Origin of the sequence: Corynebacterium capitovis DSM 44611 (assembly GCF_030440535.1) — a bacterium.
Taxonomy (GTDB): domain Bacteria; phylum Actinomycetota; class Actinomycetes; order Mycobacteriales; family Mycobacteriaceae; genus Corynebacterium; species Corynebacterium capitovis.
Genome location: NZ_CP047117.1, coordinates 565,643 through 581,153, shown reverse-complemented (window position 1 = coordinate 581,153; position 15,511 = coordinate 565,643). Strand labels below are relative to the sequence as shown.

Here is a 15,511-nt window from a genome sequence, read left to right as displayed (position 1 = left end):
AACAATACCGCATACAAGCGCGGGGCGAAGAGACCGAAGGGACCTAGGCCCGCTTCCATAACAGATGGTTTAGTGTATAAGAGCGTAGATAAAACGTTCACACCTGGCCCGCTTAGGATGATAAGGAAGCCTGGGCCCCCTTAGCCCCGGCGGCGACGACCGCGAGAGCCTGCTCGAGGTCCGCGATAAGATCGGCTTCATCCTCGATACCGACGGAAATGCGCACCAGTTCGCGCGGCACGGCCAGCGCGGACCCTTCCACGGCGAGGTGCGTCATGGTGGCGGGGTGCTCCACCAAACTCTCCACCCCCCCGAGCGACTCGGCGAGACAGAAGAGCTTGGTCGAGCGACAGAAGGTAACAGCCTGCTCCTCGGTGTGGAAGACCACCGAGACCATTGCGCCGAACCGTTTCATCTGGCGCGCTGCCACCTCATGGCCGGGGTGGGACTCAAGCCCCGGGTAACAGACCCGCGCGACGGCGTCCTGGGCGTCCAGGAATGTGGCTACCGCTTCGGCGTTGTCGCAGTGGCGCTCCATGCGTACGGCAAGCGTTTTTAACCCGCGGCCGCTGAGGTAGGTATCAAAGGGAGAGGGGATCGCCCCGACCCAGCCAAAGAAGAAGCGCAGCTGCTCCTCCAGCTCAGGCGTGTTGCCACAGACCACGCCGCCCACAACGTCGGAGTGGCCGCCGATGTATTTCGTCGTGGAGTGCACGACGATATCTGCACCGAATTCACAGGGGCGCTGGAGGTAGGGGGAGGCGAACGTGTTGTCGACGACCAACGTCGCCTGGCCCTTGATGTCCGCAATGGCGGCGATGTCGACGATGTCGAGCGCGGGGTTGGTGGGGGTCTCCACCCAAATGGCTTTCGTGTTCGGGCGCAGAGCAGCCTGGACGGCTCCGACGTCCGTCATGTTCACCACCGAGTTTTCCACTCCCCACTGGGTGAAGATCTGCTGGATCAGGCGGTAGGTTCCGCCGTAGGCGTCGCTGCCGATGACGATGTGATCGCCGGGCTTCAACACGACGCGCAGCACCGTGTCGATGGCCGCCATTCCGGAGGCGAATGCCACTGCGTACGCGCTGCCCTCGAGCGCCGCGACAGCCTTTTCCAGCGCCGTAATGGTGGGGTTGCCCACCCGCGTGTATTCGTACCCGTTGCGCGTCACCGCCAGATCGTCCTGCGCAAACGTAGTCGAGGCGTAAATCGGGGGATTGATCGCGCCGTAGAGGCTGTCTGGTTCATATCCGGCGTGAATCGCGTTGGTGGAAAACCCGGGCATCAGCATCCTTTCGTCGAATGGCTTTGCGGAAATTGTAGACTAAGCGGTTCAGTATGGCCGCAATTAGATGCCGCGCGCGGAGGAAACCTAAGATGGGAGCAACCGGATTACCTCGAAAGAATGGCCCTGCCGATGGACATCCCCCTCACCCCCCGCAACGCTGTTCCCTCCGCCACCCACGCCGCCTCCCAGGCAACTCCGCAGACCACTCTGTATGACGTCGTGGGCGAGGACTTCTTCCGCACCCTGGTCCACCGGTTTTACAGCCGCGTCAAGGACGACGACCTCATCGGCCCCATGTACCCCGCCGATGACTGGGAAGGCGCGGAGGATCGGCTGCGTTGGTTCCTCGTCCAGTACTGGGGCGGGCCCCACACGTTCCAGCAGCGGCGGGGACGGCCGATGCTGCGGCGACGCCACATGCCGTTTTCCATCGGCGAGGCGGAGGCGCAGCGCTGGCTGGAGCTCATGGGCTCCGCCCTCGACCAATTCAGCGACGAGGAGCTAGCCCCCGCGTACCGCGCGCAACTGGTCGAGCACATGACGCGCGTGGCGTACATGATGATTAATTCCAATTCCTAAGAAAAAGGCGACCCGCCACTAGTTTCGCGACGCTAAGGTGTTGGCATGCCGACCGTGGACCCGACACCCTCCCCTCAGCTTCGCGCTACCATCTCCGCGCTCATCGACTCCGAACGTGTCGACGCCCCGTGCGCCGCCATCGACACCGCCGCCTTTGACCACAACGCGCGCAGGATGCGCACCCGCTCCCTCGGCCTTCCCATCCGCGTGGCTTCGAAGTCCCTACGCAGCGTGGCGGCTCTGCGCCGCGCACTGAGCCACGACGGTTTCCGCGGCATCCTCGCCTACACCCTGCCGGAGGCGCTCAACCTGGTACGCGAGGGATTTCGCGACATCGTCGTGGCCTACCCCAGCGTCAACCGGCGCGCGCTGCGGGAGCTCGCCTCGGACCCCACATCCCGCGGGGCCATCGCCGTGATGGTGGACTGCACCGAACACCTCGACCTCATCGACTCCGCCGCGGGGGGCGCCGGGCCGGTTCGGGTGGCCATCGACATTGACTGCGCCCTGCGCTTGCCCGGTGCCGTCATCGGTCCCCGCCGCTCCCCCGTCCGCTCGCCGGAGGACACTCGCGCGCTCGCGGTGGCCATTTCGCGGCGCCCGAGCCTGCGGCTTGTCGGCCTGATGGGTTACGAGGGCCAGGTCGCTTCCATCGCCGATGCCGAGTCCGGCGCGTCTGGTGCCATCAAGCGACAGATGCGAAGAGTTTCCATGGCCCAGCTCACGCCGCGTCGCGCCGCGTGCGTCGACACCGCGCGGGAGGTCGCCGACCTAGAGTTCGTCAACGGCGGGGGCACGGGTTCGCTCGAGCTCAGCGCTGGGGATTCCTCGCTTACGGAACTTGCGGCCGGCTCAGGCTTCTACACCCCCGCCCTCTTCGACCGTTTTGCCCACGTCGATCACGTCCCTGCCGCCTTCTTCGCCTGCCCCGTTTCCCGGCGCCCGAGCCCGGGCTGGGTCACCGTCAACTCCGGCGGCTGGATCGCTTCGGGCCCACCCGCTGCGGACCGTCCACCCGTGCCGGTGTACCCGGAGGGACTGCACTACACCTCCACCGAGGGGGCGGGCGAGGTACAGACACCGCTGCGCGGCTCCGCCTCGGACCACCTCTCGGTGGGCGACCTCGTCTGGTTCCGGCACGCGAAAGCGGGCGAGATGACCGAGCACGTTGACCGCCTGATCGCCGTCGGACCCGACGGCACCCACGAGACGTGGGACACCTACCGAGGGAAAGGATGGACCCTGCGATGATGCGGCGAGGCACAACCTTCCGCAACTGGGCCGGTTCCGTGGCGACGGCGCCGCGCTCCTTCCGCTACCCAGCAACGGTTGATGAGGTCAGCGACCTCGTTCGCACGCTTCCCACCGGCGGCAGCGTGCGCCCCGTCGGCGGCGGCCACTCGTTCACTCCCTGCGCCGCCGGCGACGACACGATGGTGAGCTTGGATAAGCTCTCGGGCATCGTGGGCGTCGATAAGGTGCGCAAACGCGTTCGCTTCCTTGCGGGCACGCGCCTCCACCTCGTGCCGCAGCTGCTCGCGCCCTTCGGCCTCGCCCTCGCGAACCAAGGCGACATCGATGTCCAGTCCGTCGCCGGTGCCATTTCCACCTCAACCCACGGTACCGGGATAGCGTGGACAGGCTTCGCGGGAACGGTCACGGGGCTCACGCTTATCGACACCACCGGCACCGCCCGGGACTACTCCATCGACGACGACCCCGACATGCTGCGGTTAATCACCGTCTCCCTCGGCGCCCTCGGCATCGTCGTAGAGGTGGAGATGCAGTGCGTTGATGCCTTCGACCTGCTCGCCGTGGAAGGAACCGACAGTATTGACGACGTGCTCGACACGTGGGAGGAACGCTCGCGCGCCGTTGACCACTTCGAAGCGTTTTGGTTCCCGCACACCGACCGAGCGATGGTGAAGAACAACACGCGGCTGGCACCGAGCGCACCGGCCCCGGGTGGGGAGCCGAAGGTGCGCACGTGGCTCACGCGCGCCATCGAGGACGAGGTGGTGGGCAACGGCGTCTTCGCCGCGTCCTTGCTGGTGGCGCGCGCGGCGCCGCGCACCGTTCCCTTTCTCAACGGCGTCGCGGTCGGGGCGATGGGCGCGAGCTCCTACCGCTCGCGCGCCCACGAAGTGTTTGCCACTCCGCGTCGGGTGCGCTTCCACGAGATGGAGTACGCCGTCCCGCTGGCCAGCGGCCCCGAGGCGGTGCGGGAGATCCGCGCCGAAATCGAGCGTCAGCGCTGGCTCATCCCCTTCCCGCTGGAACTGCGTTCTACCGCGGCCGACGACGTCGCTTTGTCCACCGCCTCGGGGCGGGAATCGATGTACATCGCTATCCACGTACCGAAGTTCATGGACCCCACCCGCTACTTTCCCGCTTTGGAGCCCATCGTGCGTGCCGCGGGAGGCCGCCCGCACTGGGGCAAGATGCACAACCTCGAGCGAGAAGACCTCGCCGAACTGTACCCGCGCTTTGAGGAGTTTTGCTCCCTGCGCGAGGCCATGGACCCGCTGGGCCGCTTCAGCTCCCCCTACCTGCGCCGGTTATTCGGCTAGAGGAACGGCCCGAGCTTCGTGGAACGGTAGACGCTGCCGAACGGCGCGTCGAGGCGCACCCACCTGCCCGCGGTGGAGACGCGCAGATGCCTGGGGACGTCGACGGGGGCGTCGAAACCCGGGATGAGGCCCAGGGAGGTGCAGGTGAAGATCATCCGCATGGGAATCTCGACTGGGTCGGCGGATTCCGTATCGGCGGTGAGCACTGTCTGGTTGAGCAGTGACGCGGGCGGGCCGAGCGGGCCGGAGAATTGTCGAGCAAGGGAGCGCCCCTCGTCTGCCAGCGAGCGCGCAACGCTGACCGGTACAAGGTCGCGCTGAATAAACCCGCCCTCGGGAGGCAGCGCCCCGGGCCAGTTCGGGTCTCGGGCGCGACCGACCTCGCTCGCGTTGGCGCGCAGCGCCGCGAGGAGGTCCGCCGCAGCGACGACGGCTCCGTCCCGGGACGCGCGCGCCTCCACCCGGCGCGCGGCGATGCACTCGAATGGCGTGGTGACGAAGACGTCAACGAACATGTCGTCGCGCTCGGAAAAGCGCGCCAGCGCTGAGGCGTCGAGCCCCGTGGCCCTGCTCAACAAGGCGCTGAGGCCCGCCGCCCCGCGGAAAACTCGAAGTGACTCCGTTGTCACTCCGTGGCCTCTGCCGGGCCCTGCGTGAGGATGCCCAACTCGCGGCTGGTGATTTCGCGCGGGGTGGACGTCTCTATGTCGACGGCGACGAGCACGCTGGTCACGGTGCAGCACACGCTGCCGTGCCGGTCGAGGATGTCTTGCTGGGTGGTAAACGACGTCGTGCCCACTCGCACAACGGACGTGCGCACGAGCACCTCGGTCGTGTCCGGCATGATCGGGCGCGCGTAATCAGCCTCGACGTGCCGCACAAACACGGGCAACCCCGCGCCGAAGTGTTTGGCACCAAACGCGAGACGGGCGTCCTGCGCGTACTCGATATACGTGGCGTTGTTCACGTGCCCGTATCGGTCGAAGTCGCTCCACCTCACGGGCAGGGTGACCTCGTCGGTGACGTAGGCGGTGTTCTCGGACTCTGTCATGGGTGGCCTTCCTATCGTGTCAGGCGGCGGTGGGTCACCCGCGACGGACGCGCAGCTTCCTCACCGAGGCGCTCGACCTTGTTCTTTTCGTAGTCCCCGAAGTTGCCCTCGAACCAGAACCACTTGCCCTCTTCGATATTGCCTTCCCACGCCAGAATGTGCGTGCAGGTCCGGTCGAGGAACCAGCGGTCGTGGGAGATGACCACCGCGCAGCCTGGGAACTTCTGCAGGGCGTTTTCCAGGGATCCGAGGGTTTCGACGTCGAGGTCGTTGGTCGGCTCGTCGAGAAGGATAAGGTTGCCACCCTGCTTTAGAGTCAGCGCCAGGTTCAGGCGGTTGCGCTCACCTCCCGAGAGCACCTTCGAGGGTTTCTGCTGGTCAGGGCCCTTAAAACCGAAGGCCGACAGGTACGCGCGCGAGGGCATTTCGTTCTGGCCCACGTGGATATAGTCGAGGCCGTCAGACACAACCTGCCACACCGTCTTCTCCGGGTCGATGTTGGCGCGGTTCTGGTCCACGTAGCTCAGCTGCACGGTGTCGCCCACGGACACGGTCCCGTCATCGGGCTGCTCCAGGCCGACAATGGTCTTGAAGAGCGTGGTCTTGCCCACACCGTTCGGACCGATCACGCCGACGATGCCGTTGCGCGGGAGGGTGAACGACAGATCCTTGATCAAGACTCGCTCGTCGAAACCCTTGTCAAGGTGGTCAACCTCGACAACCTTGTTGCCCAGACGCGGTGGGGTGGGAATCTGGATTTCCTCGAAGTCCAGCTTACGGTACTGCTCGGCCTCGGCCGCCATCTCCTCGTACCGCTCGAGGCGGGCTTTGTTCTTGGCCTGGCGCGCCTTTGGGGAGGACCGCACCCAGTCGAGTTCGTTCTTCAGGCGTTTCTGCAGCTTCTGGTCCTTCTTGCCCGCCACCTCGAGGCGCTCGGCCTTCTTCTCCAGGTAGGTGGAGTAGTTGCCCTCGTAGGGGTAGAGCTTGCCGCGATCGACCTCGCAAATCCACTCCGCAACGTTGTCTAGGAAGTAGCGGTCGTGGGTGATGGCGAGGACCGCGCCCTTGTAGGACTGCAGGTGCCGTTCAAGCCACAGCACGGATTCCGCATCGAGGTGGTTGGTCGGCTCGTCCAGCAGGAGCAAATCCGGCTCCTGGAGGAGCAGCCTGGCCAGCGCGACGCGGCGCCGCTCACCACCGGAGAGGTGGGTGACGGGCTCGTCCGCAGGCGGGCAACGCAGGGCGTCGAGGGCCTGCTCGATCTTCGAGTCGACCTCCCACGCGTCGGCGGCGTCCAGCTCCTCCTGCAGACGGCCCATTTCCTCCATGAGCTCGTCGGTGTAGTTGGTGGCCATCTCTTCGGCGATCTGCTCGAAGCGCTGCTTCTTCTCGAAGATGTCCCCCAGGCCCTCCTCGACGTTTTCCCGGACCGTCTTTTCCTCGTTGAGCGGCGGCTCCTGCAGCAGGATGCCCACGCTCGCGCCGGGATCGAGGAACGCGTCACCGTTGTTCGGCTGGTCGATGCCGGCCATGATCTTCAGCAGCGAGGATTTGCCGGCACCGTTCGGGCCGACGACACCGATCTTTGCGCCGGGGTAGAAAGCCATGGTGACGTTGTCCAAAATGACCTTGTCGCCGATGGCACGGCGCACGTTTTTCATCGTGTAGATGAACTCAGCCACGTAGTGTCCCCTTTGATTTTTCGATGGAATTCTCCCCACAGGGTACAGCAGAGTTTCGCGGCCGAGGCGTCTCGCCCAGTCCTACCCGCACGCGCTTAAAACGGGGGCGTGTCGCCTTCGCTTGTCGACGGCACCCCCGCACCGACAAGCGCCGGCTTGCGTGGCGGAGTGATGCTGTCTTCCGCACTCACGCGCGGCTCGCTGGCGCCGAGCTCGGTGGCTGTGCGCACCTCCACCGGCTCCATGCCGGTCGGCGTATTCCCGTTGCTCGACGTGCGCTGGGAAGACACCTGAAAATTGCTCAGCTCGAAAGCCACGCGGCCGGCCTTGAGCTTGGTGCTGTAACGGGTCAGCTTCTTCTCGCTTCCATCCTCCTCGGTCTTTACCTGCTCCCAGACATCGGTAACCAAGTACCCGGTAGCGATTACCGGGAACCCCTTACGTAGCGAAGCGGTCGCGTTGACGGCGAGCTGGCCCCAGCATTCGACGTCGATGTACAGGTGATCTGTGTCGTTCCAAATCGTGCGGCCGCTGTCATCTTTGTCCTCGGTTCGTACCCGGCGCGACGTTGCGACGCGCATCTTGCACAGTTGCGCTCCGCTCGACTCGAACTGACGGAACTCTGGGTCGGCGATGAGGTTGCCACTGATGGTTATGGGTAGTTGAGTCATGGCTGAAAGCCCCCCTCTTTCGGTGCGTACGTGTCCTGCCCCGGGCGGGCAGTGGGGCCAAGCATGCCTGAGGCCGCGCGCCAAAGAAAGGGGCTCCCCTCGCCCCTGTGGATAACCCACGCGCTATCCACATTCCGAGAATTGTTTCACTCGAAACCCTTGACGTACGAGGGTTGAAGAGGTAAGAGCGGGTGGGCGTCGAAAAGCGAAAGCCTAGTGCTGCGCGTAGCGCGCGAGCATGTCGTTGTACTGGCGCCACTCCTCGTCGTCGCTCTCCGCCGCGCGACGATCGGACTCGCGAGTCTCAGCGCGGTCCTCGGCGAGCCACAGACGGAACAACGTGCCGAATACGATGACCAGTGGGAAGGACCCGGATGCCCACGCGATGCCGCCGCCCACCTTCTGATCGGCGAGGAGGTCGGGGTGCCACGGCAGAGCGAGCGAATCGTAGAACTCCTCCCCCATGACCACGCCCAGCTGCATGAGGTAGACGCCCATGAAGAGGTGGATGGGCATCGACACCCACAACCACGCCAGGCGAACCTTGACACCCGCCCGGTGCTCGATGTGGTCGGGCCCGATGAGCTCCCAGAAGTAGAAGTACCCCGACAGGAGGAAAATGCCGTTCATGATGACGTGCCCGGCATGCTCGGAAATCATCAGGTTATACAGTGGGATGTCGACGTAGAGCAGGTAGAAAAAGAACACGAACTGGGCCAGGGATACCGGCGGCCACGTCACCACACGCAGGAATCGGGAGCGCTCGAAGGATTCGACCCACAGCCGGGGGTTGAACTCGCCGGCTGGGTACGCCCTCGTGATAAGCGTCAGGGGGGCCCCGAGGACGAGAGCGACGGGCGCCCCCATCGACAGTGTCATGTGCACCACCATGTGCGCGGAGTACTGCGCCGGCATATGCATGCCGATCCCGGACGACAGCGTCACCACAACCACGGCGCACCCGACGAGCCACCAGGCGGTTCGCGAGGCGCGCCACCCGTCAACGCGCCGGACCAGCCACAGATAATAGGCGGCCAGCAGGAGCGCGATGACGGAATACAGCAGCTCGGGGCGCCACTGGGTGATCCAGTTCCACGCCGTCAGTGGCTCGTGGAGGGTGTAGCCCATCTGCAGCTCCATCCGCGAGAGATCCGAGTACCGGGGAGGAGGCGGCGGGGTGCGCCCAAGCGTGACGGCCAGGCCCGTCACGACCGCCATGACGAAGACCTCGGCGCTGGCCAGCCGCATGAACGCGCGCGTATCGGTGGCCAGCACGGGGATCGTCCGTTGGCGGTGCGCGTAGCCCATCAGGCCCAGCACGAGCAACCCGACGGTTTTTGCCACCAGGACCCAGCCGTAGCTGTACTGCGTAAGGTCACCGATGCGCACGCGGATCGCGGCGTTCACCACGCCGGAAAGGAGCATGGCCACAAAGGCGAACAGCGCAACGGCGGAGTACCTACGCACGGCGGCCTCCAGGCCGGGCCCGAGCCGACGGCCGTGCGCGATCAGTGCCAGCAGTGCCCCCACCCACACCAGCAGGAAGGTGAGGTGCCAGAGGTAGGAGTTCGTCCCGAAGTCATGGTCACCGCCCGCCGCAGAATGTCCCGTCAGGCCCAACGGCACCATCGCGACGATCGCGCCCGCGAAGAGGCACACCTGCGACCACCACGAGTGGCTGACAAAGCCCACCGCGCCGACAACTCCCGCAATTGCGGCGACAACCAGCCACGTACGGGCGTCGGCAACCTGCTCGAGCGCGGTCGCCCACGAGCTGGGCTGCAGTGCGACAGAGGAAAATGGGGTGCCGGAGACGTCGGAAAGAACCAGCGGGATCATCACCACGGAGAGCAGGGCGACACCTATCGACGCCCACGCGCCCGCCCTCGCCGCCACCTCCCCGTCGACGGTCAACCGCACCCCGTTCAGGTCACCGGTGCCGCCGCGCCGCGGGTCAATCAGGAAGGCCGTGAATAGGAACGACCCCGCTGCGAGGGCGAGCAAGACCCAGATAGTCCCCCGCACCGCCGGCAGGCCGAAGGTGGTCACCGCCCCGGGGTCCGGAATGCCCAGCGCCGCAAGCGACTCGGTGAGGAAAGCCTCCGAGATCGTGCCCGCCACCAGCGCCGCGATCACCGCCGCCGCGAGGTAAACGGGCCACGCCGCCCGTGCCGAACGCTTCCGCACTGCCGACTCAGTCATGCCCCATACCCTACTTTCGGTCGATGACCTCCCTTAAATTCCGGGGGCCGGCGGTGCGCTACACTACAAGCGCCGTGTCACACGGCGTGCCTCCGTAGCTCAGTGGATTAGAGCATCCGGTTTCTACCCGGCTGGTCGCGGGTTCGAATCCTGCCGGGGGCGCTTTTACTGTCGCTCCTCGTGGCGAAGCGGCCTATTCGACCCCAAGCACGTGCGGGACGTGAAAGCCCAGGAGCGGAAGCCTTGGCGTCGAATAGCGGAGCTTATGCGGTGGCGGAAACCCACCGATGGTGTGCACTGCGCCTGGTTCCAGTGACACATGTACATCTCGTCCCCCGCAGTGCACAGCCGACTGCGACGGAGGGACGTCGCTAAGCTGGGGCCCACGAATTGTCCACTCTGAAGGAGGCCACGATGACCACTCCGAACAACGATTCCCCGACGAACGAGGACAGCATTGACCACCTCGGCGACCCAGACGCCGACGGCGACTTCCAGCGCGAGGTTTCCGAAGAGGAGGAAAAGTAGCGTGACCAGCCCCGATAACGAGCTCAATCGGCTTCTCGACGCGAGCGTGCACCGCATCGGCAACGAGTCGGGTAACCCCGAGTCCTTCGACGACATCGAGGACACCGTGGATAGCGACGCTCCGGAGGAGCCGAACGCTTAAGACTCCTAGGGCGCGCACGTCGGAAGGCGGGCGCGCCCCCCTTTATGCCCGGAGATTCCCACTGTGCAAGAATACCTTTCCACATATTGGAAAGGATTGACCAGTGACTACGACTCAGCAGCTGCGAACAACGACGCCAGAGGAGCGCCGGCGCGTGCGTTTCGCCTCCACAATCGGCACAACGATCGAGTTTTACGACTTCTACGCCTACGCCACCGCCGCCGTCGCGGTGTTCCCGTACTTGTTTTTCCCCAAGTCAGAAAGCTCGACCGTCGCGCTACTTCAGTCCTTTGCCACCTTTGGCCTGGCGTTCATCGCGCGTCCCCTCGGCTCCGTCGTCTTCGGACACTTCGGCGACCGGGTCGGGCGGAAGGCGACGCTTGTGGGCGCGCTGCTGACAATGGGCATTGCCACCTTCATCATCGGCCTGCTGCCCACCTACGCCACGGCGGGCCTCTGGGCGCCCGCGCTGCTCGCGCTGATGCGCTTCTGCCAGGGCCTCGGCCTGGGCGGCGAGTGGTCCGGGGCGGCGCTGCTGTCCACCGAGACCGCCGCGAAGGGCCGGCGCGCCTGGGCGGCGATGTGGCCCCAGCTCGGCGCCCCCTTCGGGTTCCTGCTGGCCAACGGGTTGTTCCTCATCCTGGTCACCTGGCTCGGCCACACGCGCGGTGACGTCGAGGGCGCGTTCATGACCTGGGGATGGCGCGTCCCGTTCCTCCTGTCGTCCGTCATGGTCGCGGTTGGGCTCTGGGTGCGCCTTCAAGTCGAGGAGACACCGGTCTTCCAAAAAGTGCTCAACGACAACGAGAAGGTCTCGTCCCCGGTCTCGGAGGTCCTCGCCAAGGCATGGAAGCCCCTGGTGCAGGGCACTCTCATCATGGTCGGGTGCTACACGTTGTTCTACATCGTGACCACCTGGTTCCTCTCCTACGGGATCGGTTCCGCCACCGAAGGAGTGGGGCTGGGCATCGAGTACGTCGACTTCCTCAAACTGCAGCTCGTCTGCATCTTTGGGTTCATCATCGGCATCCCTGTGGCCTGCCGACTCGCGGACACCTACGGGCGGCGCCCCGTGCTGGGGTGGACCTCGGCGGCGATCATCGCCTACGGCGCGGCCTTCCGCTGGCTCCTCAACCCGGACAGCTTCACGATGCTCTCACTCGGCATCTTCCTCTTCACCGGCATGGTCCTGATGGGTCTCATCTTCGGCCCCATGTCAGCCATTCTTCCTGAGCTGTTCCCCTCCAACGTTCGCTACACCGGCTCCGGCATCTCCTACAACGTTGCCTCCATCCTGGGTGCGGCGATTGCCCCCTTCATCGCGACGGCCCTCAACGCCGCGCACGGCCCGGCCGCAGTCGGTGTCTACCTCATTGTTGTCACCGCCGTGTCGCTGGCAGCAATCCTCTGGTCCCCCGAGACCCGCGATATGGAGATGCACGAGATTTAGATCTGTTCGGGTTTTCTCGGGGAGCGGGACTACGCCGGTAAAACGCTAGATCGCGGGCGGTCGGACGCCAGGTCCTGGGGCGCACACGGCCCACGAGCCGGTGTAAAACCGTCTAGCCATACAGCTTGAAATCGTATCGATCTACGATATTATCGATAATCGACAGCATCGGAATTCGATATGGATCGGAGTCGCAATGGAAACCCGAACGGGAAAACATATGAGAAGTGCCTTGCTCGGCGTGATCATCGCAACCGTGGTGTACTGCGCACCGGAAATCACCCTGATGGTGCAGAACAAAATCTTCATCACCCGCCTCTCCCCGGCACTTGAACATGGCATCCTTGCCAGCGAACTGAATCCAGTACTCGTGACCTACTACATCGTCGCCTTGTCCTTAAAGTACATTGCGCTCCTGGTCACGGGTGCGTTCCTTGTCACAGCGCTGATCCCGATGATGCGCGGGCGCATGTTCACCGCCGCTACCGCCCGCTCACTTCGGTTCGCCGGCTGGGGCGCAATCGCCTGGATCATATTCCGCCTCGGCGCGGAAGGGTTGGCCAATAACATGGCCGCATACCAGCTCGGCATCGAGTGGTGGTGGAATGCAGGTGCCGGGACCCCGTTGTCCGACATTGCCCCAGCCGTACTTTTGGCCACGACTCTGGGCGTTGTCGCCACCATCGTAAAGCGGGGTGCGAAACTGGAAGAGGAGGTCGAAGGGCTTGTCTAACAGGGTCGTCTGCCACCTTGATGAGCTCATTGAAGCGCGTGGTATAACCGGTACGGCACTCGCAGAGGAGGTGGGTATCACCCCCGTCAACCTGTCGGTATTACGCAACAACCGCGCGAAAGCGGTTCGCTTTTCGACGCTCACAGCACTGTGCCAGGCCCTCAACTGCCAGCCCGGCGACCTCTTCACTGTGGAGCCCGACTAGTACCCTAGAGCGCATGAGTTTCCCCTCCCCCTCCACCGACTCCTACGCGCTGATCACTGGCGCGTCGCAAGGTATCGGTGAGGCCATTGCCCGCGACCTCGCCTCGGCTGGGTACAACCTCATCGTCGTAGCCCGGCGTGAGGACGTCCTCATGCGCCTCGCCACTGAGTTGAGCACTCGGCACGGCGTTGACGTCGAGGTCTTCGCCGCGGACCTGTCCAAGGAGCGCGACGTCACCGCGCTGCTGGATTACATCGGCACCCGCACGATCTCCATCTGCATCAACTCGGCCGGCATCGCGTCCTTCGGCCCGTTCATGAAGCAGGACTGGGTCTACGAAACGAACCAGTACAACCTCAACGCCACCGCGGTGTTCCGCATTACCAAGGCGGCGTTGGACCAGATGGTGCCACGCGGGGAGGGCGCGTTGTGCAACGTCGGTTCGGCCGCGGGCAACATCCCGATCCCGAACAATGCCACCTATGTCTTCACCAAGGCAGGGGTCAACGCCTTCACCGAGGCCCTGCACTTCGAGCTCCAGGGCTCCGGCGTCCACGTCACCCTCCTCGCCCCCGGCCCGGTGCGCGAGGCGCACGTGCCCGAACAGGAGCAAACGATCGTCGACAAGGTTGTGCCCGATTTCCTCTGGACCACCTACGAATCCTGCTCCCGCGATACGCTCGCCGCTTTACGACGTAACAAGCGCCGCGTCGTCCCCGGCCCCCTCTCCAAGGCCATGGACGTCGTCTCAACCTACGGGCCGCGCGGTGTCATTGCGCCGCTGGTCGGCAAACTCTACGCAAAGATGGGAGACGCCTAATGTCAGCGGCGAAGAACGACCGGATCGTGTGGGTCGACCTGGAAATGACCGGCCTTGACCCGGCGCGCCACGTCATCGTCGAGGTCGCGGCCCTCGTCACCGACGCGAACCTCACCATCCTCGATGGCGGTGTCGACCTGGTTGTCCACGCCACGGACGCCGAGCTCGCCGAGATGGACGAGGTCGTAGAAAACATGCACCGTTCGAACGGCCTACTCGACGACATCGTCGCCTCCCCCCTCACTATCGCCGATGCCGAGCGCGCCGTGTTGGATCTCATCAGCACGCACTGCGACCCGAACCACCCGGCCCCCCTGGCCGGCAACTCGATTGCCACCGACCGCTCCTTCATCCGCGCGCACATGCCCGCCTTGGACGCCGCGCTGCACTACCGCATGATTGACGTCTCCACGATCAAGGAGCTGTCCCGCCGCTGGTACCCCAAGGCGTACTACCACCAGCCCGCGAAGGGGATGGCGCACCGCGCGCTCGCCGATATCGTGGAGTCCATCCGTGAGCTCGACTACTACCGACGCGCCGTGTTCGTTCCCACCCCCGGCCCCTACTCGGAAACCGCCGCCGCCTTCGCAGCCGAGTCAACGTCTGCCTACCAGCAGTTTTTGTAAACTCCGGGCTGCATACTAAGGTGTTATCCGCTGCTACATCAGCGGCGATGGTGGCTGTAGTTCAGCTGGTAGAGCACCAGGTTGTGATCCTGGGTGTCGCGGGTTCGAGCCCCGTCAGCCACCCCTGACGAACCCCGGTTCCGCTTTGTACGGGCCGGGGTTTTCTGCTGCCGTCTTCCGCCCCAACCCGGGCGGGTCAACCAGGCCGGACATGGTCCAATTGGCGGTGCGGACTTTCTAGCAGGTTTCTGTGCGGGTTGATCCGTCCGGGTTGAGGGGGAGCGACGTTAAAAGGCGGTGCTCACGTCGATGGCGTCCAGCGCGGCGTCGGCGAGCGCCACCTCCCTCGTGCCTGCGGCCACCAACCGCATCCCGGCAAAGCGGGTGCCTGTCATGGTGACGTCCACTCCCGGACGTATTCCCATCTCAGCTAGGTAACGCAACAGTTCAGCATCCGAGTCGTTGATACGCTCCACCACGGCGCTTGCCCCCTCGGCCAGGGAGGAAAGGCTCTGCACGCGCAGGGACTCGATCTCTCCGGCGGCGGTGGGAATAGGATCGCCGTGCGGGTCGCGGGTGGGGCGGCCCAGCAGGGAGTCGATGCGCGCGATGAATGTGTCGGATACGGCGTGTTCCAGGCGGTCGGCTTCCTCGTGTATCTCATCCCAGCGGTACCCGAGCTGCTCTACGAGGTAGGTCTCCAGCAAGCGGTGGCGCCGCACCATGACCATGGCCACGGCGCGGCCAGCGTCTGTGAGGGAAATCCCCGCGTAGCGCTCGTGCTCCACCAGGCCCTTTTCCGCCAGCCGCTTAACCCCCTCCGTCGTGGTGGACGCACGCTGCCCCATGCGCAGCGCTATCTCTCCCATTCCGGCCGGCCGGCCGGTGCGTTCGGTGAGGTCAAAGACAATTTTCAGGTAGTCCTGAGTCTTGGCTGGCCAGGCGGAAACATCCATAGCGGAGA

The 15,511-nt window shown here is 64.9% G+C and carries 16 protein-coding genes and 2 tRNA genes; 11 read left to right on the top strand and 7 right to left on the bottom strand.

Going from position 1 to position 15,511, the window contains the following annotated elements; all coding sequences use genetic code 11:
- Positions 1–112 precede the first annotated feature (112 nt).
- Positions 113–1,285 carry a cystathionine gamma-synthase gene (locus CAPI_RS02905; protein ID WP_018016542.1) on the bottom strand — a complete coding sequence of 391 codons (1,173 nt, stop codon included), beginning with the start codon at positions 1,283–1,285 and terminating at the stop codon, positions 113–115.
- A 132-nt stretch (positions 1,286–1,417) separates the two neighbouring features.
- Here CAPI_RS02905 and CAPI_RS02900 point away from each other — a divergent pair, with 132 nt between their 5' ends.
- From CAPI_RS02900 to CAPI_RS02890, 3 genes are read left to right on the top strand one after another with little or no spacing between them, the layout of a single operon-like run.
- The gene (locus tag CAPI_RS02900) at positions 1,418–1,867 is read left to right on the top strand and encodes a globin domain-containing protein (RefSeq protein WP_018016541.1); all 450 of its coding nucleotides are present in this window, start codon (positions 1,418–1,420) and stop codon (positions 1,865–1,867) included.
- Positions 1,868–1,912: 45 nt separating this feature from the next.
- Positions 1,913–3,118 carry an alanine racemase gene (locus CAPI_RS02895; protein ID WP_018016540.1) on the top strand — a complete coding sequence of 402 codons (1,206 nt, stop codon included), beginning with the start codon at positions 1,913–1,915 and terminating at the stop codon, positions 3,116–3,118.
- The gene (locus CAPI_RS02890; RefSeq protein ID WP_245531599.1) at positions 3,118–4,437 is read left to right on the top strand and encodes a D-arabinono-1,4-lactone oxidase; all 1,320 of its coding nucleotides are present in this window, start codon (positions 3,118–3,120) and stop codon (positions 4,435–4,437) included. Before CAPI_RS02895 ends, CAPI_RS02890 begins: the two co-directional genes overlap by 1 nt.
- Here CAPI_RS02890 and CAPI_RS02885 read toward each other — a convergent pair.
- The 5 genes from CAPI_RS02885 to CAPI_RS02865 all read right to left on the bottom strand — a co-directional run bounded on the left by CAPI_RS02885 (position 4,434) and on the right by CAPI_RS02865 (position 10,043).
- The gene (locus CAPI_RS02885) at positions 4,434–5,066 is read right to left on the bottom strand and encodes a DUF8185 domain-containing protein (protein ID WP_018016538.1); all 633 of its coding nucleotides are present in this window, start codon (positions 5,064–5,066) and stop codon (positions 4,434–4,436) included. The genes CAPI_RS02890 and CAPI_RS02885 overlap by 4 nt on opposite strands.
- Entirely contained in the window at positions 5,063–5,488 is a 426-nt protein-coding gene (locus tag CAPI_RS02880) for an acyl-CoA thioesterase (RefSeq protein ID WP_018016537.1), read from the bottom strand. The genes CAPI_RS02885 and CAPI_RS02880 overlap by 4 nt, the downstream gene beginning before the upstream one ends.
- A gap of 11 nt (positions 5,489–5,499) precedes the next feature.
- Positions 5,500–7,170 carry an energy-dependent translational throttle protein EttA gene (ettA, locus tag CAPI_RS02875; protein WP_018016536.1) on the bottom strand — a complete coding sequence of 557 codons (1,671 nt, stop codon included), beginning with the start codon at positions 7,168–7,170 and terminating at the stop codon, positions 5,500–5,502.
- A gap of 95 nt (positions 7,171–7,265) precedes the next feature.
- A complete protein-coding gene (locus CAPI_RS02870) occupies positions 7,266–7,841 on the bottom strand; it encodes a single-stranded DNA-binding protein (RefSeq protein ID WP_018016535.1) in 576 nt (191 codons plus the stop codon).
- Positions 7,842–8,054: 213 nt separating this feature from the next.
- A complete protein-coding gene (locus CAPI_RS02865; RefSeq protein ID WP_018016534.1) occupies positions 8,055–10,043 on the bottom strand; it encodes a bifunctional copper resistance protein CopD/cytochrome c oxidase assembly protein in 1,989 nt (662 codons plus the stop codon).
- Positions 10,044–10,131: 88 nt separating this feature from the next.
- On the opposite strand from CAPI_RS02865, the gene CAPI_RS02860 reads away from it, so the two are divergent.
- The 8 genes from CAPI_RS02860 (at position 10,132) to CAPI_RS02825 (ending at position 14,670) form a co-directional block, all read left to right on the top strand.
- Positions 10,132–10,205, top strand: a tRNA-Arg gene (locus CAPI_RS02860).
- A gap of 367 nt (positions 10,206–10,572) precedes the next feature.
- Positions 10,573–10,713, top strand: a complete 141-nt coding sequence (locus CAPI_RS02855; RefSeq protein WP_018016532.1) for a hypothetical protein — start codon at positions 10,573–10,575, stop codon at positions 10,711–10,713.
- Positions 10,714–10,816: 103 nt separating this feature from the next.
- Positions 10,817–12,163, top strand: a complete 1,347-nt coding sequence (locus CAPI_RS02850) for an MFS transporter (RefSeq protein WP_018016531.1) — start codon at positions 10,817–10,819, stop codon at positions 12,161–12,163.
- A gap of 220 nt (positions 12,164–12,383) precedes the next feature.
- Positions 12,384–12,896, top strand: a complete 513-nt coding sequence (locus CAPI_RS02845; RefSeq protein WP_018016530.1) for a hypothetical protein — start codon at positions 12,384–12,386, stop codon at positions 12,894–12,896.
- Positions 12,889–13,101 (top strand): helix-turn-helix domain-containing protein, encoded by a 213-nt coding sequence (locus tag CAPI_RS02840; protein ID WP_018016529.1) that lies wholly within the window; start codon positions 12,889–12,891, stop codon positions 13,099–13,101. Before CAPI_RS02845 ends, CAPI_RS02840 begins: the two co-directional genes overlap by 8 nt.
- Before the next feature lie 13 nt (positions 13,102–13,114).
- Positions 13,115–13,921 carry a mycolate reductase gene (gene cmrA / locus CAPI_RS02835; protein ID WP_018016528.1) on the top strand — a complete coding sequence of 269 codons (807 nt, stop codon included), beginning with the start codon at positions 13,115–13,117 and terminating at the stop codon, positions 13,919–13,921.
- On the top strand, positions 13,921–14,547 hold the full coding sequence (orn, locus tag CAPI_RS02830) for an oligoribonuclease (protein ID WP_018016527.1): 627 nt from the start codon (positions 13,921–13,923) through the stop codon (positions 14,545–14,547). The genes cmrA and orn overlap by 1 nt, the downstream gene beginning before the upstream one ends.
- A gap of 50 nt (positions 14,548–14,597) precedes the next feature.
- Positions 14,598–14,670, top strand: a tRNA-His gene (locus CAPI_RS02825).
- Positions 14,671–14,834: 164 nt separating this feature from the next.
- Here CAPI_RS02825 and CAPI_RS02820 read toward each other — a convergent pair.
- Complete coding sequence (locus CAPI_RS02820) at positions 14,835–15,503, bottom strand: metal-dependent transcriptional regulator (RefSeq protein WP_018016526.1); 669 nt, start codon at positions 15,501–15,503, stop codon at positions 14,835–14,837.
- Positions 15,504–15,511 lie beyond the last annotated feature (8 nt).